The sequence below is a fragment of the Blastococcus capsensis genome, from assembly GCF_030165005.1.
In the GTDB taxonomy this organism is placed as follows: domain Bacteria; phylum Actinomycetota; class Actinomycetes; order Mycobacteriales; family Geodermatophilaceae; genus Blastococcus; species Blastococcus capsensis.
The window spans coordinates 87,650-113,099 of the sequence record NZ_JASNNW010000001.1; the positions used below are offsets into that span (position 1 = coordinate 87,650).

The 25,450-nt window shown below is 74.6% G+C and carries 23 protein-coding genes; 3 read left to right on the forward strand and 20 right to left on the reverse strand.

The window, feature by feature from the left end; all coding sequences use genetic code 11:
* Nucleotides 1-24 precede the first annotated feature (24 nt).
* Nucleotides 25-1,050, forward strand: a complete 1,026-nt coding sequence (locus QOZ86_RS00440; protein WP_284489972.1) for a LacI family DNA-binding transcriptional regulator — start codon at nucleotides 25-27, stop codon at nucleotides 1,048-1,050.
* A 108-nt stretch (nucleotides 1,051-1,158) separates the two neighbouring features.
* Here the strand turns inward: QOZ86_RS00440 and QOZ86_RS00445 are convergent, their stop codons facing one another.
* Nucleotides 1,159-2,004, reverse strand: coding sequence for a pseudouridine synthase (locus QOZ86_RS00445; RefSeq protein WP_284489973.1), 846 nt, complete (start codon nucleotides 2,002-2,004; stop codon nucleotides 1,159-1,161).
* 21 nt (nucleotides 2,005-2,025) lie between these two features.
* Between QOZ86_RS00445 and QOZ86_RS00450 the strand changes: the two genes are divergently transcribed.
* Nucleotides 2,026-2,511, forward strand: coding sequence for a hypothetical protein (locus QOZ86_RS00450; RefSeq protein WP_284489974.1), 486 nt, complete (start codon nucleotides 2,026-2,028; stop codon nucleotides 2,509-2,511).
* Between the two features lie 90 nt (nucleotides 2,512-2,601).
* On the opposite strand, the gene scpB is transcribed toward QOZ86_RS00450, so the two are convergent.
* From scpB to steA, 14 genes are all read right to left on the reverse strand, one after another.
* A complete protein-coding gene (gene scpB, locus QOZ86_RS00455; RefSeq protein ID WP_284489975.1) occupies nucleotides 2,602-3,441 on the reverse strand; it encodes an SMC-Scp complex subunit ScpB in 840 nt (279 codons plus the stop codon).
* Complete coding sequence (locus QOZ86_RS00460; protein ID WP_284489976.1) at nucleotides 3,438-4,280, reverse strand: segregation and condensation protein A; 843 nt, start codon at nucleotides 4,278-4,280, stop codon at nucleotides 3,438-3,440. Before QOZ86_RS00460 ends, scpB begins: the two co-directional genes overlap by 4 nt.
* 61 nt (nucleotides 4,281-4,341) lie before the next feature.
* Complete coding sequence (locus QOZ86_RS00465; protein ID WP_284489977.1) at nucleotides 4,342-4,860, reverse strand: hypothetical protein; 519 nt, start codon at nucleotides 4,858-4,860, stop codon at nucleotides 4,342-4,344.
* A gap of 153 nt (nucleotides 4,861-5,013) precedes the next feature.
* Entirely contained in the window at nucleotides 5,014-5,919 is a 906-nt protein-coding gene (locus QOZ86_RS00470; protein ID WP_284489978.1) for a ParA family protein, read from the reverse strand.
* Between the two features lie 209 nt (nucleotides 5,920-6,128).
* A complete protein-coding gene (locus tag QOZ86_RS00475) occupies nucleotides 6,129-7,082 on the reverse strand; it encodes a site-specific tyrosine recombinase XerD (RefSeq protein WP_284489979.1) in 954 nt (317 codons plus the stop codon).
* Nucleotides 7,083-7,234: 152 nt separating this feature from the next.
* Nucleotides 7,235-8,350: an alanine dehydrogenase gene (gene ald / locus QOZ86_RS00480; RefSeq protein ID WP_284489980.1), complete on the reverse strand. Its 1,116-nt coding sequence runs from the start codon at nucleotides 8,348-8,350 to the stop codon at nucleotides 7,235-7,237.
* Nucleotides 8,351-8,663: 313 nt separating this feature from the next.
* Nucleotides 8,664-9,257: an NUDIX domain-containing protein gene (locus QOZ86_RS00485; protein WP_284489981.1), complete on the reverse strand. Its 594-nt coding sequence runs from the start codon at nucleotides 9,255-9,257 to the stop codon at nucleotides 8,664-8,666.
* 154 nt (nucleotides 9,258-9,411) lie between these two features.
* Nucleotides 9,412-11,151, reverse strand: a complete 1,740-nt coding sequence (pyrG, locus tag QOZ86_RS00490) for a CTP synthase (RefSeq protein WP_284489982.1) — start codon at nucleotides 11,149-11,151, stop codon at nucleotides 9,412-9,414.
* Nucleotides 11,126-13,522, reverse strand: coding sequence for an alkaline phosphatase family protein (locus QOZ86_RS00495; protein WP_284489983.1), 2,397 nt, complete (start codon nucleotides 13,520-13,522; stop codon nucleotides 11,126-11,128). The genes pyrG and QOZ86_RS00495 overlap by 26 nt, the downstream gene beginning before the upstream one ends.
* Nucleotides 13,519-14,667, reverse strand: coding sequence for a glycosyltransferase family 4 protein (locus QOZ86_RS00500; protein WP_284489984.1), 1,149 nt, complete (start codon nucleotides 14,665-14,667; stop codon nucleotides 13,519-13,521). The genes QOZ86_RS00495 and QOZ86_RS00500 overlap by 4 nt, the downstream gene beginning before the upstream one ends.
* A complete protein-coding gene (murJ, locus tag QOZ86_RS00505; RefSeq protein WP_284489985.1) occupies nucleotides 14,660-16,285 on the reverse strand; it encodes a murein biosynthesis integral membrane protein MurJ in 1,626 nt (541 codons plus the stop codon). The genes QOZ86_RS00500 and murJ overlap by 8 nt, the downstream gene beginning before the upstream one ends.
* A 73-nt stretch (nucleotides 16,286-16,358) precedes the next feature.
* A complete protein-coding gene (locus QOZ86_RS00510) occupies nucleotides 16,359-17,198 on the reverse strand; it encodes a hypothetical protein (protein WP_284489986.1) in 840 nt (279 codons plus the stop codon).
* Nucleotides 17,195-18,142 (reverse strand): copper transporter, encoded by a 948-nt coding sequence (locus QOZ86_RS00515; RefSeq protein WP_284489987.1) that lies wholly within the window; start codon nucleotides 18,140-18,142, stop codon nucleotides 17,195-17,197. The genes QOZ86_RS00510 and QOZ86_RS00515 overlap by 4 nt, the downstream gene beginning before the upstream one ends.
* The gene (gene steA / locus QOZ86_RS00520) at nucleotides 18,139-19,326 is read right to left on the reverse strand and encodes a putative cytokinetic ring protein SteA (RefSeq protein WP_284489988.1); all 1,188 of its coding nucleotides are present in this window, start codon (nucleotides 19,324-19,326) and stop codon (nucleotides 18,139-18,141) included. The genes QOZ86_RS00515 and steA overlap by 4 nt, the downstream gene beginning before the upstream one ends.
* Nucleotides 19,327-19,701: 375 nt before the next feature.
* On the opposite strand from steA, the gene QOZ86_RS00525 reads away from it, so the two are divergent.
* Entirely contained in the window at nucleotides 19,702-20,493 is a 792-nt protein-coding gene (locus tag QOZ86_RS00525; RefSeq protein WP_284489989.1) for a TetR/AcrR family transcriptional regulator, read from the forward strand.
* 201 nt (nucleotides 20,494-20,694) lie between these two features.
* On the opposite strand, the gene QOZ86_RS00530 is transcribed toward QOZ86_RS00525, so the two are convergent.
* The 5 genes from QOZ86_RS00530 to QOZ86_RS00550 all read right to left on the reverse strand — a co-directional run bounded on the left by QOZ86_RS00530 (nucleotide 20,695) and on the right by QOZ86_RS00550 (nucleotide 25,409).
* Nucleotides 20,695-21,408, reverse strand: coding sequence for a class I SAM-dependent methyltransferase (locus QOZ86_RS00530; RefSeq protein WP_284489990.1), 714 nt, complete (start codon nucleotides 21,406-21,408; stop codon nucleotides 20,695-20,697).
* A gap of 63 nt (nucleotides 21,409-21,471) precedes the next feature.
* A complete protein-coding gene (gene recN / locus QOZ86_RS00535) occupies nucleotides 21,472-23,301 on the reverse strand; it encodes a DNA repair protein RecN (RefSeq protein WP_284489991.1) in 1,830 nt (609 codons plus the stop codon).
* Complete coding sequence (locus QOZ86_RS00540) at nucleotides 23,276-24,328, reverse strand: NAD kinase (RefSeq protein ID WP_284489992.1); 1,053 nt, start codon at nucleotides 24,326-24,328, stop codon at nucleotides 23,276-23,278. The genes recN and QOZ86_RS00540 overlap by 26 nt, the downstream gene beginning before the upstream one ends.
* Nucleotides 24,325-25,122, reverse strand: a complete 798-nt coding sequence (locus tag QOZ86_RS00545) for a TlyA family RNA methyltransferase (protein WP_284489993.1) — start codon at nucleotides 25,120-25,122, stop codon at nucleotides 24,325-24,327. Before QOZ86_RS00545 ends, QOZ86_RS00540 begins: the two co-directional genes overlap by 4 nt.
* The gene (locus tag QOZ86_RS00550; RefSeq protein ID WP_284489994.1) at nucleotides 25,122-25,409 is read right to left on the reverse strand and encodes a hypothetical protein; all 288 of its coding nucleotides are present in this window, start codon (nucleotides 25,407-25,409) and stop codon (nucleotides 25,122-25,124) included. Before QOZ86_RS00550 ends, QOZ86_RS00545 begins: the two co-directional genes overlap by 1 nt.
* Nucleotides 25,410-25,450: the final 41 nt, after the last annotated feature.

Below are 25,450 nucleotides of genomic sequence, written 5' to 3' on the forward strand. Positions count from 1 at the left end.
CCGTCCGGACCAAGAGGAGCACCGTTGACCGACGCCCAGCCCCGTGCCGTCACCATCGCGGCCATCGCCGCGGAAGCCGGGGTGTCCCTCCCGACCGTCTCCCGAGTCCTCAACGGCCGTTCGGACGTCGCACCGCACACACGCGAGCGGATCGAGGAGCTCCTGCGGGTGCACGGGTACCAGCGCCGCGGTGGACGGTCGGCCCCCCGTGCCCGCCTCGTCGACCTGGTCTTCAACGACCTGGACAGCCCCTGGGCGGTGGAGATCCTCCGGGGCGTCGCGAGCGTCGCGCACGCCGACGGCATCGGCACGGTGGTCTCCGCCATCCACCGCCGCCCGAGCGCCGCCCGGGAGTGGCTGGACAACCTGATCGCCCGCGCCAGCGACGGCGCCATCCTGGTCACCAGCGAGCTGGACCCGGAGCTGCACTCCGAGCTCCGTAGCCTGCGCGTGCCTGCAGTGGTCATCGACCCGGCAGGGGTGCCGACGCTGGACGTGCCGACGATCGGGGCCACGAACTGGGCCGGTGGTGTCAGCGCCACCGAGCACCTGACCGGTCTGGGGCATCGCCGGATCGGCTTCATCGCCGGCACGCCGACGCTGTGGAGCAGCCGGGCCCGCCTCGACGGCTACCGGGCCGGACTGCAGAACGCCGGCCTGGCCTACGACCCGGTCCTCGTCGTGGAGGGCGACTTCGGCTACGAGGCGGGCTTCCGCGCCGGCGCCCGCCTGCTGGAGCTGCCCGCCCCGCCGACCGCGATCTTCGCGGCCAACGACCAGATGGCGTTGGGCGTGTACGAAGCCGTCCGCCGGCGCACCATGCGAGTGCCCGAGGACCTGAGCGTGGTCGGCTTCGACGACCTCCCCGAGTCCCGTTGGTCCTCACCGCCGCTCACCACGGTCCACCAGCCACTGGCCCAGATGGGTGCCCTGGCGGCGCGCACCGTGCTGCGCCTGGTCAACGGGGAATCCGTGGAGAGCCCACGCGTGGAACTCGCCACGGAGCTGGTGGTCCGCTACAGCACGGCGCCGCCGGCCTCGTCTGCCTAGGGCCACCCTGGCCACGTCGGCCGTCGTGCGGGCGTCCATCGCTCCCCCGCGGCCGGCCTGATCGACCGGTAGCCGCCCGGCCTGCCGACGGGGTGGGCGGCTCCCTCTTCAGAGCCCGACGAGCTCCTCCAGCGCGCCGACCTCCTGGCGGGACAGCTTCCGGATCGAGCCGCTTCGCATGCGCTGCAGCTGGACCGGGCCCACGGCGGTGCGGGTCAGCCGCGAGACCGGCAGCCCGACGTGGGCGAGCAGCCGGCGGACGATGTGCTTGCGCCCCTCGTGCAGCACCACCTCGACCACGGACTGGCCAGCATGGGTGTCGACCACCGTGAAGGAGTCGACCTCCACCGGGCCGTCCTCCAGCTCCACTCCGGCGCGCAGCCGGCGGTGCATGTCCCGCGGCACCGACCCCGAGACCTGCGCGAGGTAGGTCTTGCGCACGCCGTAGGAGGGGTGGGCGAGCCGGTGGGCCAGCTCGCCGTCGTTGGTGACGAGCAGCAGGCCCTCGGTGTCCTGGTCGAGGCGGCCGACGTGCACCAGGCCGGGGGCCAGGTCGCCCACCATGTCGCCGATGGTCGGGCGGTTGCGGTCGTCGCTCATCGCGGTGATGACCCCGGCGGGCTTGTTGATCGCGTAGGTCACCCGGTCGTCGCGGATCTCCAGGCGGGCGCCGTCCACCGCGATCCTGTCCGCGAGCGGGTCGACCCGCATGCCCTGCACGCGCACCTGCGCGCCGTTCACGCTGATCCGGCCGGCGTCGATCATCTCCTCGACGACCCGGCGCGACGCGACGCCGGCACGGGCCAGGACCTTCTGCAGCCGCTCGCCCTGCCGCTCGCCCGGCTCGTCCGGCGCGGGCCGGTCACCGGGGTGCGCCGGGGCCAGCTCCATGTCCTCCGACCAGCCCTCGCCGGCCGCGGTGGTGCTCTCGTCGTTCGGGGTCGGCGCGTTCATCGCCGACGAGTGTCCCACCTCGTGGACGCGAGCTCCGCCCCCGACCGGGAGACGGTCGGCCGGAGCGGTGGAGGAGAGCGCAGACTGCCTGCACGATCCGGGTATGGAGCGCAAGCGGAGCAGCGGCCCCGTCCCGCGGTCGCCGACCGGATCCTCCTGTCTCGCCCGAAGGCGCCGGCGCCGCCGCGCACGCTGCGGGCCTGGCGACGGATCGGGCTGGCCCTGGGTGTCCCGGCCGCGGCGCTGGTGGTCGCAGCCGCCCTCGCCCGCTCGGTACTGCGCCTCGAGGGCGCCTGGTACGTCGGACTCGCCGTGCCCGGCGTGCTCGCCGGCCTACTGGCGGTGGTCTTCCTCCGGCGGATCTGGTCGGAGCCCGGGCACCCGGCCACCGCGGCGAGCCGCCGGGGGCAGTGGTTCGCCACCGCGTTCCTGAACCTCTGGGGGCTGGCGTGGTCCTCGACGTGGCCGAGCTCCGGGCCGCCGTCCCGGGCCTCCTGCAGCACGTGATCGCTGCCGCCGCGACCGCCTCGCTCACGGCCACGGTGGTGGCGGCTCTCCGCGAGCGGCCTGCCTACGCGCGGGGCTGACCGCCCTCACTCAGGCGTCGGGGTGCTCGTCGAGCATCGTGGCCGTCTCCGGGAGCAACGGTGCCAGCTCCGGCAGCTCCTCCAGACCGTGGAGCCCGAGCCGTTCGAGGAACAGCGGCGTCGTCGCGTACAGCCCGCCCCCGCTGTCGGGGTCGCTACCTACCTCGTGCACCAGACCCCGGCCGAGCAGGGTGCGCATCACGCCGTCGACACCGACGCCACGGATCGCCGACACCCGGGCCCGGGTGACCGGTTGCCGGTAGGCGATGACCGCGAGGGTCTCCAGGGCGGCCTGCGTGAGGCGGCTGCGCTGCCCCTCGACCAGGTGGCGCTCGACCACGGTCGCGTACTCCTCGCGGGTGTAGAGGCGCCACCTCTCCCCCACCCGGCGCAGCGTGATGCCCGCCGACCGTTGGTCGTAGCCCGCGGCGAGGTCGGCCAGCCCCGCCCGCACCTCCTCCACCGGGCAGCGCAGCGCCGTCGCCAGCGTCCCCTCGTCCACGGGGTCGTCCATGACGAACAGCAGCGCCTCCAGCCCACCGCGCAGCTCCACGGAGTCCAGGAGCTCCAGCGGCTCGGGCTCCGGCCGGGGCTGCGGCTCGGGCTGCGGTCCCGGTTCGGGCGCCCGGGGCGCCAGTGGCAGCTCGTCCTCGTCCGGCACCAGCGGGACCGGCCCGTCGGTGACCGGACGCTCACCGACGCGGGAGGCCAACGCGGAGGCGACCGCGTCCCAGGTCGCCGGATCGGCGTCGCCCCGCTGCTCGGCCTGTTCGCGGGTGGCGGCCAGCTCGGCGGCCAGCGCGTCCCAGGAGATGGGCGCGCGCTCCTCGTCGGGGCGCTCGTCGGTCACCGGTACTCCTCGTCGGGGTCGTCGGTCGCTGCGGCGGCCGGGTCGGGCACCGCCTCACCGGTCCAGCGGACGTGCAGCTCCCCCAGCGGGATCAGCTGCTCGAACACCACCCGCTGCTGGCGGTACAGCTCCAGGAGCGCGAGGAACCGCGCGACCACCTCCCGGGTGTGCCCGCAGTCGGCGGTCAAGGCCCGGAAGCTGGTCGTGCCGGCGCGCACCAGCTGGTTGCGGACCAGCAACAGCTGCTCGGCGACGCTCACCACCGGCGCGTGCAGGTGGGCGACGCTGACCTGTTCGGGGACCTTCGGCGCCAGTGCCCGGGCAGCCAGCGCGGCGAACTGCGCGGGCGTGAGGTCCAGCGACACGTCGGGGGCGAGGTCGGCGAAGCGCGGTTCCAGCGCCGCCTGACGCGGGAACCGCCGGACCGCGTCCGCCTCGCGCTCGCGGAGGAACGCGGCGGCCTGCTTGTAGGCCTTGTACTGCAGCAACCGGGCGAACAGCAGGTCCCGGGCCTCCAGCAGCTCGAGGTCCTCCTCGTCGTCGACCTCCGCCGCGGGCAGCAGCCGCGCGGCCTTGAGGTCCAGCAACGTGGCGGCGACCACGAGGAACTCGCTGGCCTGGTCCAGGTCGAGCTCGTCGCCCAACGCCCGCAGGTGGGCGATGAACTCGTCGGTGACCGTCGACAGCGCGATCTCGGTGACGTCGAGCTTGTGCTTGCCGATCAGCTGCAGCAGCAGGTCGAACGGTCCCTCGAAGTTGGTCAGCTTGACCGTGAAACGCGCCGGAGCGGCCCCGTCGGCCGGTTCGGCCGCCGGAACCGCTCCGGTGCTCTCGCTCACGGCAGTCGAGGGTAGGCGTGGAAACCCACCCCGACCGCTGGCCGTCCGGAGGACGGCGATGTCATCGCCCTCCGAGCCGGCGGACGAGGACGGCGTCCTCACCGCGCTCGGTCAGGTCGGCCAGCAGGACCGAGATGGCCTCGCGGACGATCCGACCACGGTCGGCGGCCACCCCGTGCTGGGCACGGAGGGTCAGCCGTGCGGACTCCAGCGCCAGCAGTTCGTCGGCGGAGATGTAGACGGTGATCTTCTCGTCGTGCTTGGCCCGCTCCGTGCGGCGCACGGGGCGCCCGCGGGTGGCGACCTTCGGCTGGAGTACCGGCGCGGGAGCCGGCTCGCCGGGCGAGCCACGGAAGCCGGCGAGGTCGTCGCCGAGATCGGCGCCACCGGGCACGAGGGTCAGCGGGGCCGCCGCCTCGGCGAGCTCCCCGGACCGGCGGGCACCCGCGGCGCTGCGCAGCGCCGGCGAGCTCGCCGGCGTCGGCAGGCTCGGCAGCTCGGTGACCTCGGCGGCCGACGATGCGGTGTCGGTGCGACGGAACAGCTCCGAGGCACCGGGGAGAACCGGTCGACGCGTCATGCCGACACCCCCTCGCCGGCGCTCGGCGGCAGCATGAGCCGCGTCGCTCCGCCGTTGTGTGTTCTCGCCGGACCGATCACGACTCTCTCCTCGCTTCGCTCGTCGTCGCCGTGATCGGCGATGCTGTGTCCTCTTGTGACCTCGCAAGCTCGGTCACAGGGCCAGCACCTCCTTGGCGAGGTCCCGGTACGCCGAGGCGCCCGAGGACGTGGGCGCCCACGTGGTGATCGGCTGACCGGCGACCGTGGTCTCCGGGAACCGCACGGTGCGCTGGATGACGGTCAGGAACACGGTGTCGCCGAAGGCCTCGACCACCCGGCTGAAGACCTCCCGGCAGTGCACGGTCCGGGAGTCGTACATGGTGGCGAGGATGCCGTTGATCTCCAGCGACGGGTTCAGCCGCTCCTTGACCTTGTCGATCGTGTCGACCAGAAGCGCGACACCACGCAGCGAGAAGAACTCGCACTCCAGCGGGATGACCACGCCCTGGGCGGCGGTGAGCGCATTGACCGTCAGCAGGCCGAGCGAGGGCTGGCAGTCGATGAGGATGTAGTCGTACTCGTCCCGGACGTCGGCCAGCACGCGCAGCAGGGTCTGCTCGCGCGCCACTTCGCTGACCAGCTGCACCTCGGCGGCGGACAGGTCGATGTTGCTCGGGACCAGATCCAGACCGGGGATGTCGGTGGGCACCCGCACGTCACGCAGGCTGGTCCGCCGCTCCATGAGGGCGTTGTAGATGGTCCGGTCCAGGTTCTGCGCCGGCACGCCCAGCCCCACCGACAGCGCGCCCTGCGGGTCGAGGTCGATGAGCAGCACCTTGCGGCCGAACTCCACCAGCGCGGCACCCAGGTTGATCGTCGACGTGGTCTTGCCGACGCCGCCCTTCTGGTTGCACATCGCGATGACGCGGGCGGGTCCGTGCTGGGTCAGGGGCTTGGGGTCCGGCAGGCGGCGCTGACGCGCCTTCGCCGGGTCCTGTCGCAGCGCGGCCGCCCCCATCTCGGGGTCGGTGTCGTGCGGGCGCGCGACGGCAGAGGCCGCGTCCGCTCGGATCGCCATGGGTAGTCGCCTCCAGCTCGTGCCCGGTCCGGACGTTCCGGGTGCGGTCAGCCGTCCTGTCCGCTCGGGTGACGAGGACGCTAGGGAGCCGGGAAGATCTTCCCAAGGCGGCACGCCGTCGACGTGTCGACATGGCGACGAATGCCAACCAGTGTGACCGCTCAAGCCGAGTGGTTCCCAACATGTGCCGAACTTCGAGCGACTGGCTGTCAGGTCAGGGCGCGGGGATGGCTGGTGGCGTAGACCTCGCGAAGCCGGTCGACGGTGACCAGGGTGTAGACCTGCGTGGTGGTCACCGACGCGTGGCCGAGCAGCTCCTGGACGACGCGCACGTCGGCACCACCGTCGATCAGGTGGGTGGCGAAGCAGTGCCGAAGGGTGTGCGGCGAGATCTCGCCGCTGAGGCCGGCCCGCTCGGCCGCCGTCCGGAGGATGGACCAGGCGCTCTGCCGGGACAGCGGGCCACCGCGCGCGTTCAGGAACAGCGCGCCGCCGCGGACGCCGCCCGTGCCCTTTGCCGCCAACGCCGGGCGGGCACGCACCAGGTAGCCCTCGATGGCCCGCAGGGCGTAGCTGCCCACCGGGACCACCCGCTCCTTGCCCCCCTTCCCGGCCAGCCGCACGGTGCTCTGCCCGCGGTCCAGGTCGTCGACGGCCAGCCCGACCGCCTCCGAGATGCGGGCGCCGGTGCCGTAGAGCAGCTCCAGCAACGCCCGGTCCCGCAGTCCCCGGGGGCCCTCGAGGGAGCCGGCCGCCTCGATCAGCGCCACCACCGATTCGACCGGGATCGCCTTGGGCAGCCGCCGGGCCGGCGTCGGGGGCCGCACCTCGTGCGCGACGTCGTTCCCCACCAGGCCGTCGAGGAGGGCGAACCGGTGCAGGCCCCGGACGGCGACGACCGCCCGCGCCGCCGAGGTCGCCGACAGCGGCGGATGGCCGTCGTCCCCGCGGCGCAACGCGGCCAGGAAACCGGCGACGTCGGACTCGGCGACCTCCCGCAGCCCCCGCACTCCGGCCGCCGCCAGGTACTCGGTGTAGCGCCGGAGGTCTCGACGGTAGGAGGCGATGGTGTTGGCCGCCAGGCCCCGCTCGACGGTCAGATGGTCCAGGTAGCCGGTCACCACCCGCTCGACGTCGGGACCGGCGGACAGCGCGCTGGTCACGCTGTCACTCCGGTCCTGACTCCGCGCGCCGGTCCGCTCCTCACTCTCATGCCAAGGCCACCTCCGCGGTCGCTCCGCTCCTCGCTCGTTCCTCGCTGCGATGCTCGCTCCCTGTCGGCGGCCGCCTCGCTGCGATGCTCCCGTCGCTGTCGTCAGGACAGCACCTCCTGGAGCGGTACGGCGTCCATCCCGTGCGCCTCGGCCACCTCCGGGAGCACCACGCTGCCGGCGACGACGTTCACGCCGTGGGCCAGCGCCGGGTTGCGCCGTACGGCCGCCGACGTGCCCTCGGCCGCCAGCGCCGTCACGTAGGGCAGCGTGACGTTGGTCAGCGCGTGCGTCGAGGTGTTGGGCACCGCGCCCGGCATGTTCGCCACGCAGTAGAAGACCGACTCGTGCACCCGGAACGTCGGGTCGTCGTGGGTGGTCGGCCGGGTGTCCTCGAAGCAGCCACCCTGGTCCACGGCGATGTCCACGAGCACCGATCCGGGCTTCATCCGCGAGACCAGTTCGTTGCTCACCAGGGTCGGCGCCTTGGCGCCGGGCACGAGCACCGCCCCGATCACGAGGTCGGCGTCGAGCACGGCGCGCTCCACCTCGTAGGCGTTCGACGCCACGGTCTGCAGGTGCCCCCGGTAGATCCGGTCGGCGGCACGCAGCTTGTCGATGTCGCGGTCGAGGACGACCACCTCGGCCTGCATGCCGAGGGCGATGGCGGCGGCGTTCATCCCGGAGACGCCGGCCCCGATGACCACGACCTTCGCGGCGTAGACGCCGGAGACCCCGCCGAGCAGGACCCCGCGCCCGCCGTGGGCGCGCTCGAGGCAGTGCGCCCCCACCTGCGGCGCCATCCGCCCGGCGACCTCCGACATCGGGGCCAGCAGCGGCAGCGCACCGTCGGCGCTCTGCACCGTCTCGTAGGCGATCGCGGTGGTTCCCGAGGCCACCAGGGCCTCGGTGCACTCCCGGGAGGCGGCCAGGTGCAGGTAGGTGAACAGCGTCTGGCCGGCCCGCAGCCGGCCGTACTCCTCGGCGACCGGCTCCTTGACCTTGAGCAGCAGGTCGGCGTCGGCCCACACGTCGTCGGCGGAGGCCACGATGCGGGCGCCGGCCGCGGTGAAGTCCGCATCCGGGATCGAGGAGCCCTCCCCCGCCCCCTGCTCTACCAGCACCGAGTGCCCGGCCCGGGTCAGCTCGGTCACCCCGGCCGGGGTGAGCGCCACCCGGTACTCGCGGTTCTTGACCTCTCGGGGAACCCCGACCTGCATCGATGACTCTCCTGGTCCCGGCGGACAGCTCCCGAGGTGACGGAAGGCCCCACCGCGTCGTGGGCCGCCCGGTCGGGGCGGACCTCGGGCGGAGTGTAGGCATGCACCCCGGCGGATCCGGGGTCCTGAGCCGATTCGTCACCGGCCCGTGGTGCCTGCGGTCGGCCGTCGGGCTGCCGCGGCGGGCGCGCTGACCGACCCTGACCGGGGCGAGGCTGTGCCGCCCGCTTGCGCGAGGATGCGGTTATCGGGGCAGGTGATACCGCCCGCGCGCGCAAGAACGCGGTTATCGGGCCGGACGACGGCGGCCGGCTCAGGTGGCGTCGACCGGCCGCAGCCGGGGCCCGGCCGCGCGGGCCTGCGCGGCGGCCAGCACCCCGACCACCGCGGCGACGTTGCGGATGCCGCCGTCGAAGACCCGCTGCACCGCGTCGGCGAGCGGCACCCGCTCGACGGTGAGATCGGCCTCCTCGTGCTCGGCGGTGAACCCCTCGGGGCGCGGCACGTCGCTGAGGTCCTCGGCGAGGTAGACCAGCACCATCTCGTCGCAGAAGCCCGGGCTGCTGTAGTGGGTCGTCAGCAGCGACCACCGCCCGGCGGCCAGCTGCACCTCCTCGGCCAGCTCCCGCTTCGCGGTCTCCAGCGGCGGCTCGCCGTCGGCATCGCGGAGACCTGCCGGCAGCTCCCACAGGTAGGCACCGACCGGGTGGCGGTACTGCCGGAGCAGCACCACGTTCCCCTCGTCGTCGAGCGCGACGACGGCGACCGCACCCACGTGCCGGACGACGTCCCGGACGCTCTCGCCCCCGCCGGGCATCGCCACCGTGTCGCGGTGGAGGGAGATGATCGGGCCGTCGTAGACCGTCTCGCTGCCCAGCACCCGGTAGTCGTGCCCGTCGGTGCTCATTGCTCGACTCCGGACTCGTTCCGCTCCTCGCTCGGAGCCGTAGGCCGCCTCCGCGGTCGCTCCGCTCCTCGCTCGCTGGCGCTCGCTGCGATGCTCACTCCCTGTCGGCGGCCGCCTCTCTGCATGCTCGCTCGCCCGTCGTCTTCGACGGCCATCAGACGCCGACCTGCTGGTCCTGGTCCACCGGCACCGGCAGCCGGGCGGCCTCCTGGTAGTCGACGGCGGCCTGAACGAACGCGGCGAACAGCGGGTGCGGCCGGGTCGGGCGGCTCTTCAGCTCCGGGTGGGCCTGCGTGCCGACGAAGAACGGGTGCGCCTCCCGGGGCAGCTCGGCGAACTCCACCAGCGTCCCGTCGGGCGAGGTGCCGGAGAAGACGAGGCCGGCCTCGCTCAGCCGGTCGCGGTAGGCGTTGGCGACCTCGTACCGGTGCCGGTGCCGCTCGGTGATCTCGCACGAGCCGTAGGCGGCGGCCACGACCGAGCCCTTCTGCAGGTGCGCCGGGTAGCTGCCCAGCCGCATGGTGCCGCCCATGTCGCCCCGGCCGGCGACCACGTCGAGCTGCGTGGCCATGGTGGAGATGACGGCGGCGGGGGTCTCGGGGTCGAACTCGGTGGAGTTCGCACCGTCGATGCCGGCCAGGTTCCGGGCGGTCTCGATGACCATGCACTGCAGTCCGAGACACAGGCCCAGGGTCGGGATGCCGTTGACCCGGGCATGCCGGATCGCACCCAGCTTGCCGTCGATCCCGCGCACCCCGAACCCGCCGGGGATGCAGACGCCGTCGACGCCGGCCAGCGCCCTGTCTGCGCCCTCAGGCGTCTCGCAGTCGTCCGACGGCACCCAGCGGATCTGCACCCGGCTGCGGTGGGCGAAGCCGCCGGCGCGCAGGGCCTCGGTGACCGACAGGTAGGCGTCGGGCAGGTCGATGTACTTGCCGACCAGCGCGATGGTGACGGTCTGCCTGGGGGCGTGGACCCGGTCGAGCAGATCGCCCCACACGGTCCAGTCGACGTCGCGGAAGGGCAGCCCGAGCCGGCGGACGACGTAGGCGTCGAGGCCCTCGCGGTGCAGCACCTTCGGGATGTCGTAGATCGACGGCGCGTCGGGGCAGGAGATAACCCCCTCGGGGTCGGTGTCGCACATCAGGCTGATCTTGCGCTTGAGGCCCTCGTTGATCTCCCGGTCCGACCGGCAGACCAGGGCGTCGGGCTGGATGCCGATGCTGCGCAGCGCGGCGACCGAGTGCTGCGTCGGCTTGGTCTTCAGCTCACCGGACGGCGCGATGTAGGGGATCAGCGAGATGTGCAGGAAGAAGCAATTGTCCCGGCCGATCTCGTGGCGCACCTGGCGCGCGGCCTCGAGGAAGGGCAGCGACTCGATGTCGCCGACCGTGCCGCCGATCTCGGTGATGACCACGTCCACGCGCTCGGCGCTGTCGGCGCCGGCCAGGATCCGCGCCTTGATCTCGTTGGTGATGTGCGGGATCACCTGCACCGTGTCGCCGAGGTACTCGCCGCGGCGCTCCTTGGCGATCACGTCCGAGTACACCTGGCCGGTGGTGACGTTGGCGCGGCCGGAGAGATCGGTGTCGAGGAACCGCTCGTAGTGGCCGATGTCGAGGTCGGTCTCCGCGCCGTCCTCGGTGACGAACACCTCGCCGTGCTGGAACGGGTTCATCGTCCCCGGGTCCACGTTGAGGTAGGGGTCGAGCTTCTGCATCGTGACGCGCAGCCCCCGGCTGGAGAGCAAGGCGCCCAGCGAACTCGCTGTCAGCCCCTTGCCGAGCGAGGACACAACGCCGCCGGTGACGAAGACGAACTTCGTCGGCTGGGTGTTGTGGAGAAGGAGGCTGTTGTTCCCGGTGTGATCATGCGTTCCAGACGGTCGACCCACGGGAGACGACCGTAACACGGCCGGCGCCGTCAGCCGGGCCGGAGTGGGCAGTGCCACCCGCGGACTCCACGCCCTCGGGCCTGCCCTCCCCCGGCACGGCTGCCAGCCAGACCAGCAGCGGTACGAGCAGCGCGGCGGCGGTCGCCGGGACCGCGACGCCGGAGTCGTTGACCGCGGCGCCGATCGACAGGCTGAGCGCGGTGGACAGCAGCGCGGCCCGCAGGACGGCGGTGTCGGCCGCGTCCAGGCCGCCCGGCCCGCGGGGCGCCCCGCGCCCGGCGCTGCGCAGGGGGCCGCCGGGACGCAGCAGCCAGACCGCGGCCACCAGCGCCACCGGCAGCATCCAGGCCAGCGGACTGCCCAGCAGGATGCCGACGTTGGCCGAGGCCTTGCGGCTGATGACCGTCAGCGCTTCACCGCTGAGCACCTGCTCGACGAAGCGCCCGAGGTGGGTGCGCTCCCCCGGCGGCCGCAGCCAGTCCAGCACCGCGACGGTCCCGACGGCGACGACGGCTGCCGCGAGGATCGCGGCCAGCCGGAGCACCGTCACCCGCACCCGGGTCAGCAGCATCGCCAGCAGCAGGAAGCCGGGCAGGGCGGCGAGCACCCCGCCGAAGTCGCGGCCGAGCCCCGGCGCCCCGATGACGGCGACGGTCACCAGACCGGCGGCGAGGACCACGGCCGCGACCCGGCCGCGCCGCCGCTCGGGGGCGGCCCGCCGGCCGGCTGCCGTCGCCAGCGCCGCGGTGACCATCAGCGCGCTCACCGTCAGCAGCCCGAAGCTCAGGTTGCCGTAGCCGGTGAACCGCCCGGCCACGATCGCGTCGTAGCCCAGCGGCGCGTTCAGCTCCAGCCGCGATCCGGTCAGCACGTCCGCGAGCAGGGTGACCAGCGTGACCACGAGGACGGCCAGCGGCGGACCGAGCCGGTGCCGCCGCCAGGGCCCGCCCGCCGCCACCGCGGCCACGACCAGGTCGGCGACGACCACCGAGCCGACCAGCACGCCCAGCGGCGCGGCGGTCCGCTCCCACGGCACGATGCCCGCCAGATAGGTCGCCACCGGCAGCGCGGCGGCCGCCAGGCAGAGCAGCCGCAGCGCGGGCCGGGCCCACGGCCACGAACGCAGCCGGTGCAGCGGCCGGCCGCCGCTGACCACCATCACCCCGAGGAGGACGACGACCGCGCCGACGGCCACGAAGGTCCAGAAGAACCCCCCGGTGTTGCGGTGGTGGGTGTACGCGGCGACGTTCACCCGCTCCAGTTCGGCGACGGCCCGGGCCAGCGCCGGCCGCTCGTCCGTGCTGCGCATGGGCTGCCCGTTCATCGACGCGGGCGGATCGAGGCCCAGCGCCCTCAGCACGGTCGGCGCCACGTCGATCAGCTGCACGAACGGCGCCCGGCCGGTGCTCGCCGAGAACAGCCAGCCCTCCGGAAAGCCCGGGCCCTGCGCGATGCCCACGTGCAGCTGCGACCGTCCGTCGTTGACCTCGGAGATCCCGGCCAGCAGGAGCAAGGTGTCCCCGGGCAGGCCGTCCACGGCGGCCCGCAACCGGCCGAGGGCCCCGTCGATCCGGGTCAGCGCCGCGGCCCGCGGCTCGGGCCGGGTGCCGTCGTCGGTCGGTTCGGGACCCGGCGCGCCGGCGTCGGTGAGCTGGTCCAGCGAGACCAGGGTCAGCGGGCAGCCGGTCAGCACGTCGGTCAGCTCCGCCGCGTCGGTGGGCAGCGTGCTCTCCGTGGTCAGGCGGACCCCCGGCGCAGCCACCGCCAGGGCGGCCGCCCGGCCCACGACCGAGGCGCAGCCGACGGCTGCACCGAGGGCTCCGGGCTCCGCGCCGAAGCGCACCGTTCCCGGGTCCTCCGCGATCCGGGCGACGGTGGCCACCGGGTCCCCCAGGGCGACCCCGGCGACCCGCTCCTGGAGGCCGCAGTGCGTCAGGGACGTGTCCAGTCGCGGTTCCTCGTCCGCCACGTCCGTGCCGTCCTCCGGCCCGTCACCGCTGGGCGGCGCATCCCCGTCGGGCAGCGGAACGGTGGGCAGCGGCACGGGAGGCAACCCGTCGTCCGTGCCGGGGAACCGGGCCCGGTTCCCGGCGCCGAGGGTCGCCCAGCCGTCGAGCAGGCAGCTGGTCGAGCGGGCGGCGCGCACCGACAGCGCGCCGATCGCCGACTCCTCCGCCAGCGCCCACAGCTCCGGGGTGGCCTGCGGGTCGACGTCGGACCAGGTGAGCCCGGGAACGCCCACGACGACGACGCGGTCGGCCGCGACCGGCTGCTCGGCGCCGGCGACCGCCGGCAGGGCGACCAGGGCGGTGAGGGCCAGCAGGAGCAGTGCCACCGCCCGGTGCAGCGCCCGCACGGCCGGGCCGGTCATGGGCCCGGTCGGGCCGCCGGTGGCCCCAGCAGCTCGCGGTAGATCCCGACCAGCTGGGCGGCCGTGGCCTCCTCGTCGGGCCAGGTGGCTGCCTGCCGCCGTCCGGCCTCGACCAGGTCGGCGGCGTGGGCGCTGTCGCGGAGCACCCGCACCACCGCCTCGGCCAGCGCACCGGCGTCGCCGACCGGAACCAGCTCGGCGGCCGCGCCCAGCAGGTCCGGCAGGCCGCCGGTGCGGGTGGCCACCAGCGGGACGCCGGCCCGGAGGGCCTCCTGGGCGGTGAGGGACCGGGCTTCCCAGCGGGACGGGAGCACGCAGAGGTCGGCGGCACCCAGCAGGTCCGCGACGTCGTCGCGGCGGCCGAGCAGGGTCACCGGGAGGGCGTCGGCGCGGATGCGGTCGGCCAGCTCGTCGTGCAGCGGGCCGTCGCCCGCGACGACCACCGACGGCGCCGGGTGCAGCCGCTGGTCGGCCGACCAGCGGGCGACCGCGTCCAGGAGCACGTCGTAGCCCTTCTGCGGGTGCAGCCGCCCGACCGCGACCACCAGGGCCCGGTCGTCGACGATGCCCAGCTCCTCGCGCACCTCGACACGGGTCCGCGTCGCCCCCGGCAGCGGCGGCGCCGAGACCGGCGCCGGCCGTACGTCGCGGGCACCCTGCCGGCGGGCGTTCTCGGCCAGGTCCTCCGATGCGGCGAGGACCACGTCGGCGGCTCGCACGGTCGCGCGCTCGGCCTGCGCGAGCAGCCGCCGGCGCAGCCCGCCGCCCTCGGGCAGGGCGTTGTGCAAGGTGAGGACCAGCCGGGTGGAGCGGCTCCCGAGGCGGCGCGCGGCGGCGGCGACCAGACCGGCCCGCAGCCCGTGGGCGTGCACGAGCTCGCTGCCGGCGACCGCACGCCGCAGCGCCCGCACGGCCCGGATGTCGGCGGCGGGCGCGAGACCGGCGGATATCTCCACCGCCGTGAAGGACGCGCCCCGACCGGAGAAGCCGAACAGCTCGTCGGTGGCTCGTGGCCCGCACACCCGCACGGCGGCCCCGGATGCCGCCAGCGACGGCAGCAGCGACCGCACATGGGTGCCGACCCCGCCGGTGCTGGTGGCGAGCACCTCGCTGATCCGGCGGTCGCGCAGGGGCGGCTCAGCCACCGCGCACCTCCTGCCCGCCCGTCGACCGCAACTCCCGGAACGCGCCCACGAGCTGCGCGCGGGCCGTGCCCATCATGACGGCCGCGGCGACGAGGAGCACAGCGCCCCCGGCCAGGAACCCGGTGGCCACCGTGGCCAGGACGCTGCCCTCCGGCACCGGGTCGGCACCCAGCTCCCGCGCCAGCCAGGTACCGGCGCCACCGGCGAGGACGGCGGCCAGCAGCGCGACCGGGCCGCTGCGCCCCAGCCCGCGCAGCGACGCCGGGCCGGCGACCCGCGCCACCACGCCGAGCAGGCCGACCCCGGCGACGGTGACCCCCAGCGTGTGCCCTGCCGCCAGCGCCAGCGCGCGGTCGGCCGCGGGCAGGATCCGGGCGAGGACGACGTCGGCGGCGACGGCGAGCAGCCAGCCGCCCAGCACGCACACGGTCGGAGACCGCCACAGGCCGCGGGCGTACAGCGCCCGGGTCAGCACGGCCACGAGGCCGTAGCCGAGCAGTCCCGGGGCGAAGGCGACGACGGTGTCCCGCAGCGCCACGACCTCCTCGGCCGGCTCCGCGGCGAGGAATATTCGGGCGATCGGGCCGGCCGCGGCGACGAGGGCGGCCGCCGCGACGGCGGAGGCCGCCACCGTGAGCACCACGACCGGCGCGAGGACGCGGCGGTATCCGGCCTCGTCCCGGTCGTCCGCGCGCTCGGCGAGCGCCGGGTAGACCGACGTCGCAAGCGGCACCGCCAGCGCTGCCCACGGCAGCAGGAAGACCGTGAGCCCGGCGGCGTACACCACCTGCGTGCCGTCGGGTGCGCCGTCGTTGGCCAGCCGGATGGCGACCGCCGCGAGCAGCTGCTGCCCGGCGAGGGTCAGGACTCCGGCCAGGGCCAGCCGCCGGACGCGGGGTGCCGCACCCACCGGGAAGCGCAGCGCCGGCCGCAGCCCCAGCCGGAGCCCGCGCATCGGCACCAGCAGGCTGAGGCTGAGGACGACGACGCCGAGCGTCGTCCCGACGCCGAGCACCAGCTCGGCCGGCGTCGACAGGTCGGCGACGTCCCGTGCCCCGCCCATGGCCGCGAAGACCAGGTACGCCGCCGCGACGACGAGGCTGGACAGCAGCGGCGCCACCGCCGGACCGGCGAACCGCCGGTGGGCCTGCAGCACTCCGGTGAGAACGATGCCGATCCCGTACAGGACGACCTGCGGCGCGAAGACCACCAGGAAGCGGGCCGCCAGCTCGACCTCGGCCTCCTCGCCGCCGCCGAGCAGCAGCCGCGCGATCGGCTCGGCGAACAGCGCGAGCAGGGCCGCGAGCGGGACGAGCAGCAGCAGGGTCCAGCCCAGCAGCGCGGACGCGGTGCGCCGGACCTGTTCCCGGTCGCCGGCGGCGATACCGCCGGCCAGCATGGGGACGACGAGACTGGCCAGTGCGCCGCCGGCGACGACCTCGAACACGATGTTCGGGACGTTGTTCGCCGCGAGGTAGACGTCGCCGGTGCTGTCCGCGCCAACGGTGTTGGTGAAGACCAGCGTGCGGCCGAACCCCGCCGTGCGGGCCAGCACGGTGAGCCCCGCGATCAGCGCGGCGGCCCCGGCCACGCCGCCTGCGACCCGCCGCGCGTTCACGGACTCTCCTCGCTGGCGCTCGTCGGCCGTGTCCGCGGCATTGCTGTGCCCCTTGGTGAGCTCGCGAGCTCGCTCACGAGGACAGGCGACCGAGGCGGTCCAGCTCCCTCAGGCCCGGCGTGGCCTCGATGACGCGGGTGAAGCTCACCCGTTCGCTGGCCAGCGTCAGCCCGGTGACCACGGCCAGTGCGGCGGCCCGCGCCGGGCGGGAGGGCAGCTCGGTGAGCCGGAGACCGAGCAGCGCGCCGAGGGCGTTGGCGCCGCAGTCCCCCAGCATGATCCGCTCCCTCAGGTCGTGGGGCAGCACCGCGAGCGTGGCGCCCAGCGGCCCCGCGACCAGCCCGCCGGCGGGTCCGGGCAGCCCTGCGAGGGCGGCGAGGGCCCCGACCTTGGCCGCGCGGCCCGGGCGCAGGTCCAGGAGGTTGAGCAGGTTGGCGCAGCCGGCCACCAGCCCGGTGGTGAGCACGCCGTCGACCAGCGCACCGGCGCCGCGGTCGCGGCTCCGGGTCAGGAGGGCGGCGACGGCGGCGGCGGTGCCGATGCCGGCGACCTTGACGGCGCCGGCGGAGACCCGGCCCTCCCGCAGCGCACGCAGGTGGCCGGCCAGCCCCTTGTCGCGCGCCTGCTCCGGACGGGCACCGGCGAGGTCGTCGTAGCCACCCACCAGACCGGAGACGGTACCGACGACCGCCGCCGCGGCACGGGCTCCGGGCGGCGCACCCAGCACCGCGGTCGCGGTGGCCGACAGCGCCAGCACCGGGCCACCGAGCAGGCTCACCGGCCGGCCGGCGTAATTGGTGCGTCGCCACGGCCGGCCCGCCGGCCGCGCGATCAGCGCGGCGCCCGCGGTCAGGGCGGCCCGGCCCAGGACGGCCCCGGCCAGTGCGGTCCGAGCGAGGTGCCGGGCGCTCACTGCGCGGCGGCGGGCAGCGGCGGCACCGGCTGGGTGTCCTCGCCGGTCCCGTACATCCCGGACGTGCCGAGCGACTCCTGGCCCAGCGCCAGCACGGTGCTGATGCGCCCGAGGACGGTCCCGACGTTGTCGACGGTGGAGATGGCCGCGGCCAGGGCCGGGTCGGCCCGCAGCACGCCGATCAGCCCGTTCTCCCGAGCCGACGGAGCGTCCCCGGCAACGACCGCGCCGGCACCGCGCGAGTCCAGGGCCGTCACCAGCTCGACGAGCGCGGCGTTGCGCTGGTCGGCGTCGTCCCCGTTGAACCCGCTGCCGGTGAGCACGATCGCGTGGTCGGCCGGCGCCACCGAGGCACCCTCGGGGACCAGCACGTCGAGGGAGGTCAGCCCGGCGAGCACCGAGGAAAGGGCGGCGGTGTCGGGAACCGGACCACCCGGCGGGATCACGAGCACCTGGGAGAGCAGCGAGGCCACGAGGGTCTCGGCGTCGCCGGTCTCGGGCAGCTGGATGCCCGCGGGCAGCCCGGAGCCGGTCACGTAGCTCTGCAGCGCCGCCGTGGTGGCCGGGTCGCTGTACTCGGGCTGGAGGCGGACCACGCCGCTGACCGATCCGCCGGCCTGGTCGACCAGCGCCGTGACCTGCTCCACCGTCTCGGCGGTGACGCTCTCGTTCGTGGGGACCAGCACCACGCTGCGGTCGGCGAGGGTGCCCTCGACCAGCACGGGGCCCACGGCCTCCTCGAACGCCTGGCCGGACTCCAGCTGCGCCTCGAGCTCCTGGGTGCGGTCCTCCAGCGCCCGCTTGTCCTGCTCGAGGTCGGCCACCTGTCCCTCGATGCCGGCCTCGATGGGCTCGTTGAGGGCGGTGGTCCCGATGACGATGCCCAGCGCGACGGCCAGGAAGACGGCGATCAGGGACACCAGGTGGTAGCGGAAGTCGATCACGAGAAGAGGTTCTCCAGCCAGAAGACGAAGCTGTTCCATTGGTCGAGCAGCAGGTCGACGTACACCCGGCCGACTGCGGAAACGGCGAGAGCGGCACCGATCGCCGCCAGGGCGGCCAGCACCATGATCACCAGGACGGTGGTGGAGATGCGGCTGCGGTAGAGGCGGCTGACGCCCTTGGCGTCGACGAGCTTGCCGCCCAGGCGCAGGCGGGTGAGGAAGGTCGAGGCCATGCCTCCGCGGCCCTTGTCGAGGAACTCGACGAGCGTGGCGTGGGTGCCGACGGCGACGATCAGCGTGGCGCCCTTCTCGTCGGCCAGGAGCATGGCGATGTCCTCGCTGGTGGCGGCCGCGGGGAACGTGATGGCCTCCACGCCGAGGTCCTGCACCCGCGCCAGGCCGGGGGCGCGACCGTCGGCGTAGGCGTGGACGACCACCTCGGCGCCGGACCGGAGGACGTCGTCGCTCACCGAGTCCATGTCGCCGATGATCATGTCGGGCGAGTAGCCGGCGTCGACCAGCGCGTCGGCGCCGCCGTCGACGCCGATGAGCACCGGGCGGTAGTCGCGGATGTAGGAACGGAGGGCGTGCAGGTCCTCCTTGTAGTCGTAGCCGCGGACGACCACGAGCACGTGCCGGCCCTCGATCGACGTGGTGACGTCGGGGACGCCGACACCGTCGAGCAGGAGTGCGCGCTCGCGCTTCATGTACTCCATGGTGTTGGCGGCGAACGCCTCCAACTGCACGGAGAGACCGGCCTTGGCCTCGGCCATGGCGGCGGCCACCGTCCCGGCGTCCTGGGCGGTGCCCTCGGCGACGACGGTGCCGTTCTCGTCGAGGAGCCGGCTGCCGTCCAGCCGGACCCCGTCGCCTTCCTTGAGCTTGGCGAAGACGTCCCGGCCGACGTCGTCGAGCAGCGGGACGCCTGCGTTGATCAGGATCTCCGGGCCGAGGTTGGGGTACCGACCCGAGGTGCTGGGTGCGGCGTTGACCACCCCCGCCACCCGACAGCCGACGAGTGCGTCGGCGCTGACCCGGTCGATGTCGACGTGGTCGATGACGGCGATGTCGCCGGGGCGCAACCGCTTCGTCAGGTTCTTGGTGCGGCGGTCCAGACGGACGGTGCCGGCGACGCCGGGCCCGCTGTCCTGTGCCCGGCCGCGGCGAACGGTGCCGATGCGCATGACACCGCATGCTGCCACGCGCGCCGAGCCGCCCGGCCTTCCGACGCGCCTCGGCGACGCTCCGATCACGCACCGTGTGCGACACCACCTTCGGGCGACACGCCCGTGCCGCTTCGGCCACCGTGTCGGCCGGACCGTTACCGAGTTGTGACTAACGTTGCGCATGTGACTGGAGTGGCCGGGGCCCTGACGACCGCAGCATCCCTCCCGGCGCCGGAGGCGGACGCCCCGGCGGCCGTCGGCGGTGCCGTGATCCGCGCTGTACCCCACCCTGAGCTGGGCCGATCCGCGCCTCCCGGGGAGACGGAACCCGTCGCGCCGGCCGTGACTCCTCCCGTCACCCGGGCCGCGCCCCGGCCGCCGGTCCCGCTACCGGTGCGCGGTGAACCCGGCCACGACCATGGGACGGGGGCCGCAGGCTCCCCCACCCTTGGCGCCCGGCCCACCGGCCGCGCCGAGGCGCCGGTCGCCGACGACGTCACCGACGGTGACGCGGCCGGACCGGGCCGGGAACGGCGGACGCGGCGCGGCTCCGGCATCCGCGAGCGCCGCCGCCAGCAGACCCGCGACCGGATCGTCGATGCCGCAAGCGCTCTGTTCACCGAGCGGGGCTTCGAGGCGGTGAGCGTCGTGGAGATCGCCCAGCGGGCCGGCGTGGTCGAGAAGACGGTCTTCAACCACTTCCCGGTCAAGGAAGGGCTGGTGTTCGAGGCCGACCCGCCCATGCGGGCGGCGCTGCTGGACGCGGTGCGCCGGCGCCCGGCCGGGGAGTCGGTCTCCGCGGCGGCCGGCAGCTTCGTCGTCGGCGCGGTGAGCCTGCTGGGTTCGCCGGAAGCGGCCGACGGTGTGGCGGCCATGGCCCGGGTGATCCGGGACAGCCGCACGCTGCAGATCCGCGAGCGGGAGATCCTCGGTGAGCTGACCGGCTCGCTGGCCGAGCTCATCGCCGAGGAGACCGGCGCGCAGTCCGGGCAGATCGAACCGTGGCTGGCCGCGCACGCGGTGCTCGGCCTGTACGCCTCGCTCCTCGAACTGGCGCGGGACCGCGTGCTCGCGGGGGTCAACGGACCGGAGCTGTCGGCTGAACTCCGCCGTCAGGGCCGCCGTGGCCTGGCGCTGCTGCAGTTCGGCCTCGCCGGCTATGCCAAAAAGTCAGCCTCCGGCTGACACCGCAACCAGGAGCCGTCCCCCTGCTGCGTGGAGCCCTTCCCACCCCTCCTCGCGGACCCTCCGGGCCCCCTCGTCGCGGCGCCTCGCAGGGCGGCTCTCGTCTTGCTCCGCCGGTCCCGGCCCGGATCGGTCGGTGCCGCGGCCTTCTTGTCCTTCCTCGGGGACCCTCCGGGCCCCGCTCGTCAGGACACCCGCTCGTCAGGACAGCTGCAGCGACCTCAACAGCTGGTCCGCGCGGTCACCGGGGAGGTCCGGGTTCCGGGTGAAGAGCGTGATGGCCACCATGTAGTCGTCCTCCCCGGCCCAGCCGCGCCCCTCGCGGCAGAGGTGGCGGATGTGCTCGCGCACCTTCGGCTCGGAGCTGTAGGGCCCGAAGTCCAGCCCCATGGCGAGGAAGTTGACCACCCGGTACCCGAGGTCCTGGGCCGTGCGCACGGTCGCCTCCGGGTCGGAGTAGCTGGCCAGGGCGCAGACGACGTTGGTGTAGCCGGCCTTGAGCAACTGCACCACCAGGTCGTTGCCCCGCACGCCGCCCCACAGCTCGGGCATGAGGATGCCCCGGTCCGGCGCGGGGATGTAGGGCGGGTTGGAGATGACCGTCGACGTCTGCGGGCCACCGGCGGAGTCCGCCTGGTCGAAGAAGTCACCGACCTCGACCGTGTAACGGTCGGCCACGCCCCGGTCGGCGATGTTCGCGCGCGCAACGTCCACCGACGCGGCGCTGACGTCGAAACTGCGCACCCGCAGACCGGGCAGTGCCCGCACGACGTCGGCGATCGCGGTCGCGTCACCGGTGCCCAGCTCCTCGACGCCGTCGGCCGCCCATCCCAGCTGGTCGCGGTACTGGCTGAGCAGCATGCACACCGACAGGCCGTAGTGCGCCGACTCGTCGGTGGAGGAGAAGCAGGTCACCGGCAGCTCCTACCCCGGCACCGACCGCGGCACTCCCCCGTCACCCGACCTGGGAGGCCGCGGTCAGCGACCGGCTGCGGCGACCGCCAGCAGCTCGCGGGCGTGCGCCTGACCGGTGTCGCTGTCGGCCAGTCCCGAGAGCATCCGGGCCAGCTCCCGGACCCGGTCCTCGCCCTCGACCGACCGGATGTCGGTGGCGGTGACGCCCGCACCGGTGTCCGGGGACTTGTCGACGACCAGGTGGGTGTCGGCGAACGCCGCCACCTGCGCCAGGTGGGTGACGACGACGACCTGGTGATCCCGGGCCAGCCGGGCCAACCGCCGGCCGATCTCCCCTGCGGCCTGCCCACCGACACCCGCGTCGACCTCGTCGAACACCATCACCGGCACCGGGTCGGCGCCGGCGAAGACGACCTCGATCGCCAGCATCACCCGGGACAGCTCGCCCCCTGAAGCCCCCTTGTGGACGGGTCGCGGCGGGGCACCGGGATGCGCTGCCAGCAGCAACGCCACCTCGTCGACGCCCTCGGGGCCGGGCTCGTCCGGATGGCTGTCGATGCTGAACGAGACCCGGGCGCTCTTCATCGCCAACCCGGCCAGCTCGCGGCCGACCTCGGCGGCGAACCCCTCGGCGGCGGCCCTGCGTCCGGCGGAGACCTCGGCGCCCAGCCGGTCCACCTCGGCCCGGACGGCGTCCCGCTCGGCGGCGAGGGCCTCGAGCGCCTCGTCGGACACGTCGAGCTCCGCGAGCCGGCGCTGGGCGTCCTCCGCCCACGCCAGCACCCCGGCCACCCCCGCCCCGGGGTCGGCGTACTTCCGGACCACCGCGGTGATCGCGGCCCGGCGGTCGAGGACCTCGGCGAGCCGGCCGGGGTCGGCGTCGAGGTCGGCGACGTAGCCGGCCAGCTGCCCGGCGACGTCGGAGACGACGGCCACGGCGTCGGCGAGGTCCTGCGCCAGCAGGATCAGCGTGGGGTCGTCGGAGGCGGCCAGCGCCCGTTCGGCGATGGCCAGCGCCGCGGTGGCGTCCTGCGGGAGCTCACCGCCGCCGAGGTCGCCGGTGACATCGCCGATCAGCGCCGTGCGGGCCTCGTCGGCGGAGGCGCGCAGGGCGTCGGCGTCGCTGAGCCGCTTCGCCTGGGTGTCGAGCGCCTCGTCCTCCCCTGGTTCCGGCGCGACGGCGGCTATCTCCTCGAGCCCGTGCCGGAGCACGTCGGCGGCCTGGGCCAGCTCCCGCGCCTGACCGTGACGGCGCTCCAGGTCGGCGGCCAGTGCCCGCCAGCGCTGGTACGCCGCCCGGTAGCCCTCCAGGAGGGCGAGGTGCGCCGGCCCGGCGTAGCGGTCCAGCGCGCGGCGCTGCTCGGCCGGGCGCGACAGCCGCAACTGGTCGGTCTGCCCGTGCACGGCCAGTAGGCCCTCGGCCAGCTCGGCGACGACGCCGACCGGGACGCTGCGCCCACCGAGGAAGGCCCGGGACCGGCCTTCGGCGCTCACCGTGCGGGCCAGGATGAGGCTGCCGTCGTCGTCCGGGTCGGCTCCGGCATCGGTCGCCCGCGCCCAGGCCGGGGAGTCCGGCGGCAGCTCGAGGCGACCCTCCACCCCCGCGCGCCCGCTGGCTCGCACCCGCCCGGGGTCGGCCCGGCCACCGAAGAGCAGCGTCAGCCCGGTGACGACCATGGTCTTGCCTGCGCCGGTCTCCCCGGTGACCACCGTCAGGCCGCGGCCGAGCTCCAGGGTGACGTCGTCGATGGCCCCGAGGCCGCGGATGCGCAGTTCCGACAGCCGCCCAGGTGACGTGCTGGAACGGCCCTCCTGCAGGGACCCGCCCCGAGCGTCAGCGAGGGGTGGGGGGCAGGAGGGTCCTCTTTCAAACGTCCTCGTGCGTGCCGCCACCGCTCACCTCCCGGGTGGTACCGCCGGCGTCCTTACCATCGACGTCCACGACGTCCCGGTCGAGGACGTTGCGGCTGGTGAACAGCTCGTGCCCCGGTCCGGCGCGCCGGGCGTCGCGGAAACCGCGCACCGGGAGCCCGAACTTGGCCACCAGCCGGTCGCCGAAGGTGGCGGAGTGCACGCGCGCGATGCGTACCGGCCGGTTGGCGCGGCGCACGTCGACCCGTCCGCCGTCGGGCACCTCCACCGTCCGCCGCCCGTCCGCCGAGACCCGGGCGCGGTTGCCGTCGGCCGGGACCGCGACCGTGAGGACGGAGTTCGGCGAGGTCACCAACGGGCGGGCGAACAGCGCGTGGGCGTTGGTCGGCACCAGCAGCAGCGCCGCGACGTCGGGCCACACGACCGGCCCCCCCGCGGAGAAGGCGTAGGCCGTCGACCCGGTGGGCGTCGCGCAGAGCACGCCGTCGCATCCGAAACTGGTCAGCGGCCGGCCGTCGATCGCGATGACGACGTCGAGCACGCGGGACCGCTCGGCCTTCTCCACCGAGACCTCGTTGAGCGCCCAGGTGCCGCCCACCACCGTGCCGGCGCCGTCGAGGACGTCGACCTGGATGGCCAGCCGCTCCTCGACCGAGTACTCGCAGTCCTCGATGGCGGTGAGCGTCTCCTCCACCGCCTCGGGCTCGGTCTCGGCGAGGAAGCCGACCCGCCCGAGATTCACGCCCATGAGCGCCGCGTCGGTGTAGCGGGCCAGCTCGGCGGCGCGCAGGAAGGTCCCGTCTCCGCCGAAGACCATGACGATCTCGGCGTCCTTGGCCGCGAACTCGTCGCAGGGCACCACCTCGGCGTCGGGGATGTCGAGGTCCGGCGCCTCGTCCTCGAGGATCTTCACGCTGATACCGCCACGCATGAGGCGTGCGGCCGAGGTCCGGGCGAGTTCCACGATGTCCCGCCGTCCGGTGTGCACGGTCAGCAGGACCCGCCGGCGCCGCTGCTCCTCCGGTGTACCGGTGCTCGGCTTGCTCACTGCGGTCCCTCCTGAACTGCTCGACGAACGGTGTCCTCCTCGATCGGCCCGGCGTCGGACCTCAACCAGAGGAAGAACTCGACGTTCCCGGCGGGTCCCGGCAGGGGGCTGGCCACCACCCCGGCGGCCCCCCAGCCCAGGGCCTCCGCGGCACGTCCGACCTCCAGCACCGCCTGCACCCGGTGCTCCGGGTCGCGCACCACTCCCCCGGCGCCCAATCGCTCGCGGCCCACCTCGAACTGCGGTTTCACCATGGGCAGCAGGTCGGCATCCGGCCGGGCGCAGGCGGCCAGCGCGGGCAGCACCAGGCGCAGCGAGATGAAGGACAGGTCGGCGACGACGAGGTCCACCGGCCCGTCGATCGCCCCAGGGGTGAGCGTCCGGACGTTGGTGCGCTCGTGCACCCGCACCCGGTCGTCGGTACGCAGTGACCAGGCGAGCTCCCCGTAACCGACGTCGACGGCGACGACCTCGGCGGCGCCGCGACGCAGCAGCACCTCGGTGAAACCGCCCGTGGAGGCCCCGGCGTCCAGCGCGCGCCGGCCCTCGACGGCGACGGGAAGGGCCTCCAGCGCGCCGAGGAGCTTGTGGGCCCCCCGGGAGACCCACGACGGCTGGTCGGGGTCGGTGCGCACGACCACGGGCGTCCCCGCCTCGACCCCCGTGGCCGGCTTGGTCGCCGCCTGCCCGGCGACCGCGACGCGCCCTTCGGCGATCAGGGACACCGCGTGCTCACGGGACCGGGCCAGGCCACGCCGGACGAGCTCGGCGTCGAGTCGGCTTCGACGGGCCATCAGAGTCGGTCGATCGTGCCGAGCTCGCGCTGCAGGCGCGCGTGCTCGGACTCGAAGACGGCGACGTGATCGGCCACCGGAAGCTCCGCCAGGTCGGCCAGCGGGGTGTCACCGCCCGTATCCGGCGCGGGGTCACCGGTCTCGCCCGGCGCCGGGTCGGCCGCGCGGGTGGACGGGTGCACGTGGGGCGTGGGATCGGCCGCCGCGTCGCGAGCCGGGACCGGCGGCGGCACGGGTGCCGGCCGATAGGGCCCCGGCACCGGTCGCGACGCGGTGGGCTCGGTCATGTGCGCCTCTCGTGGTCGGCGGGACATCGGGCGGCCGGGAC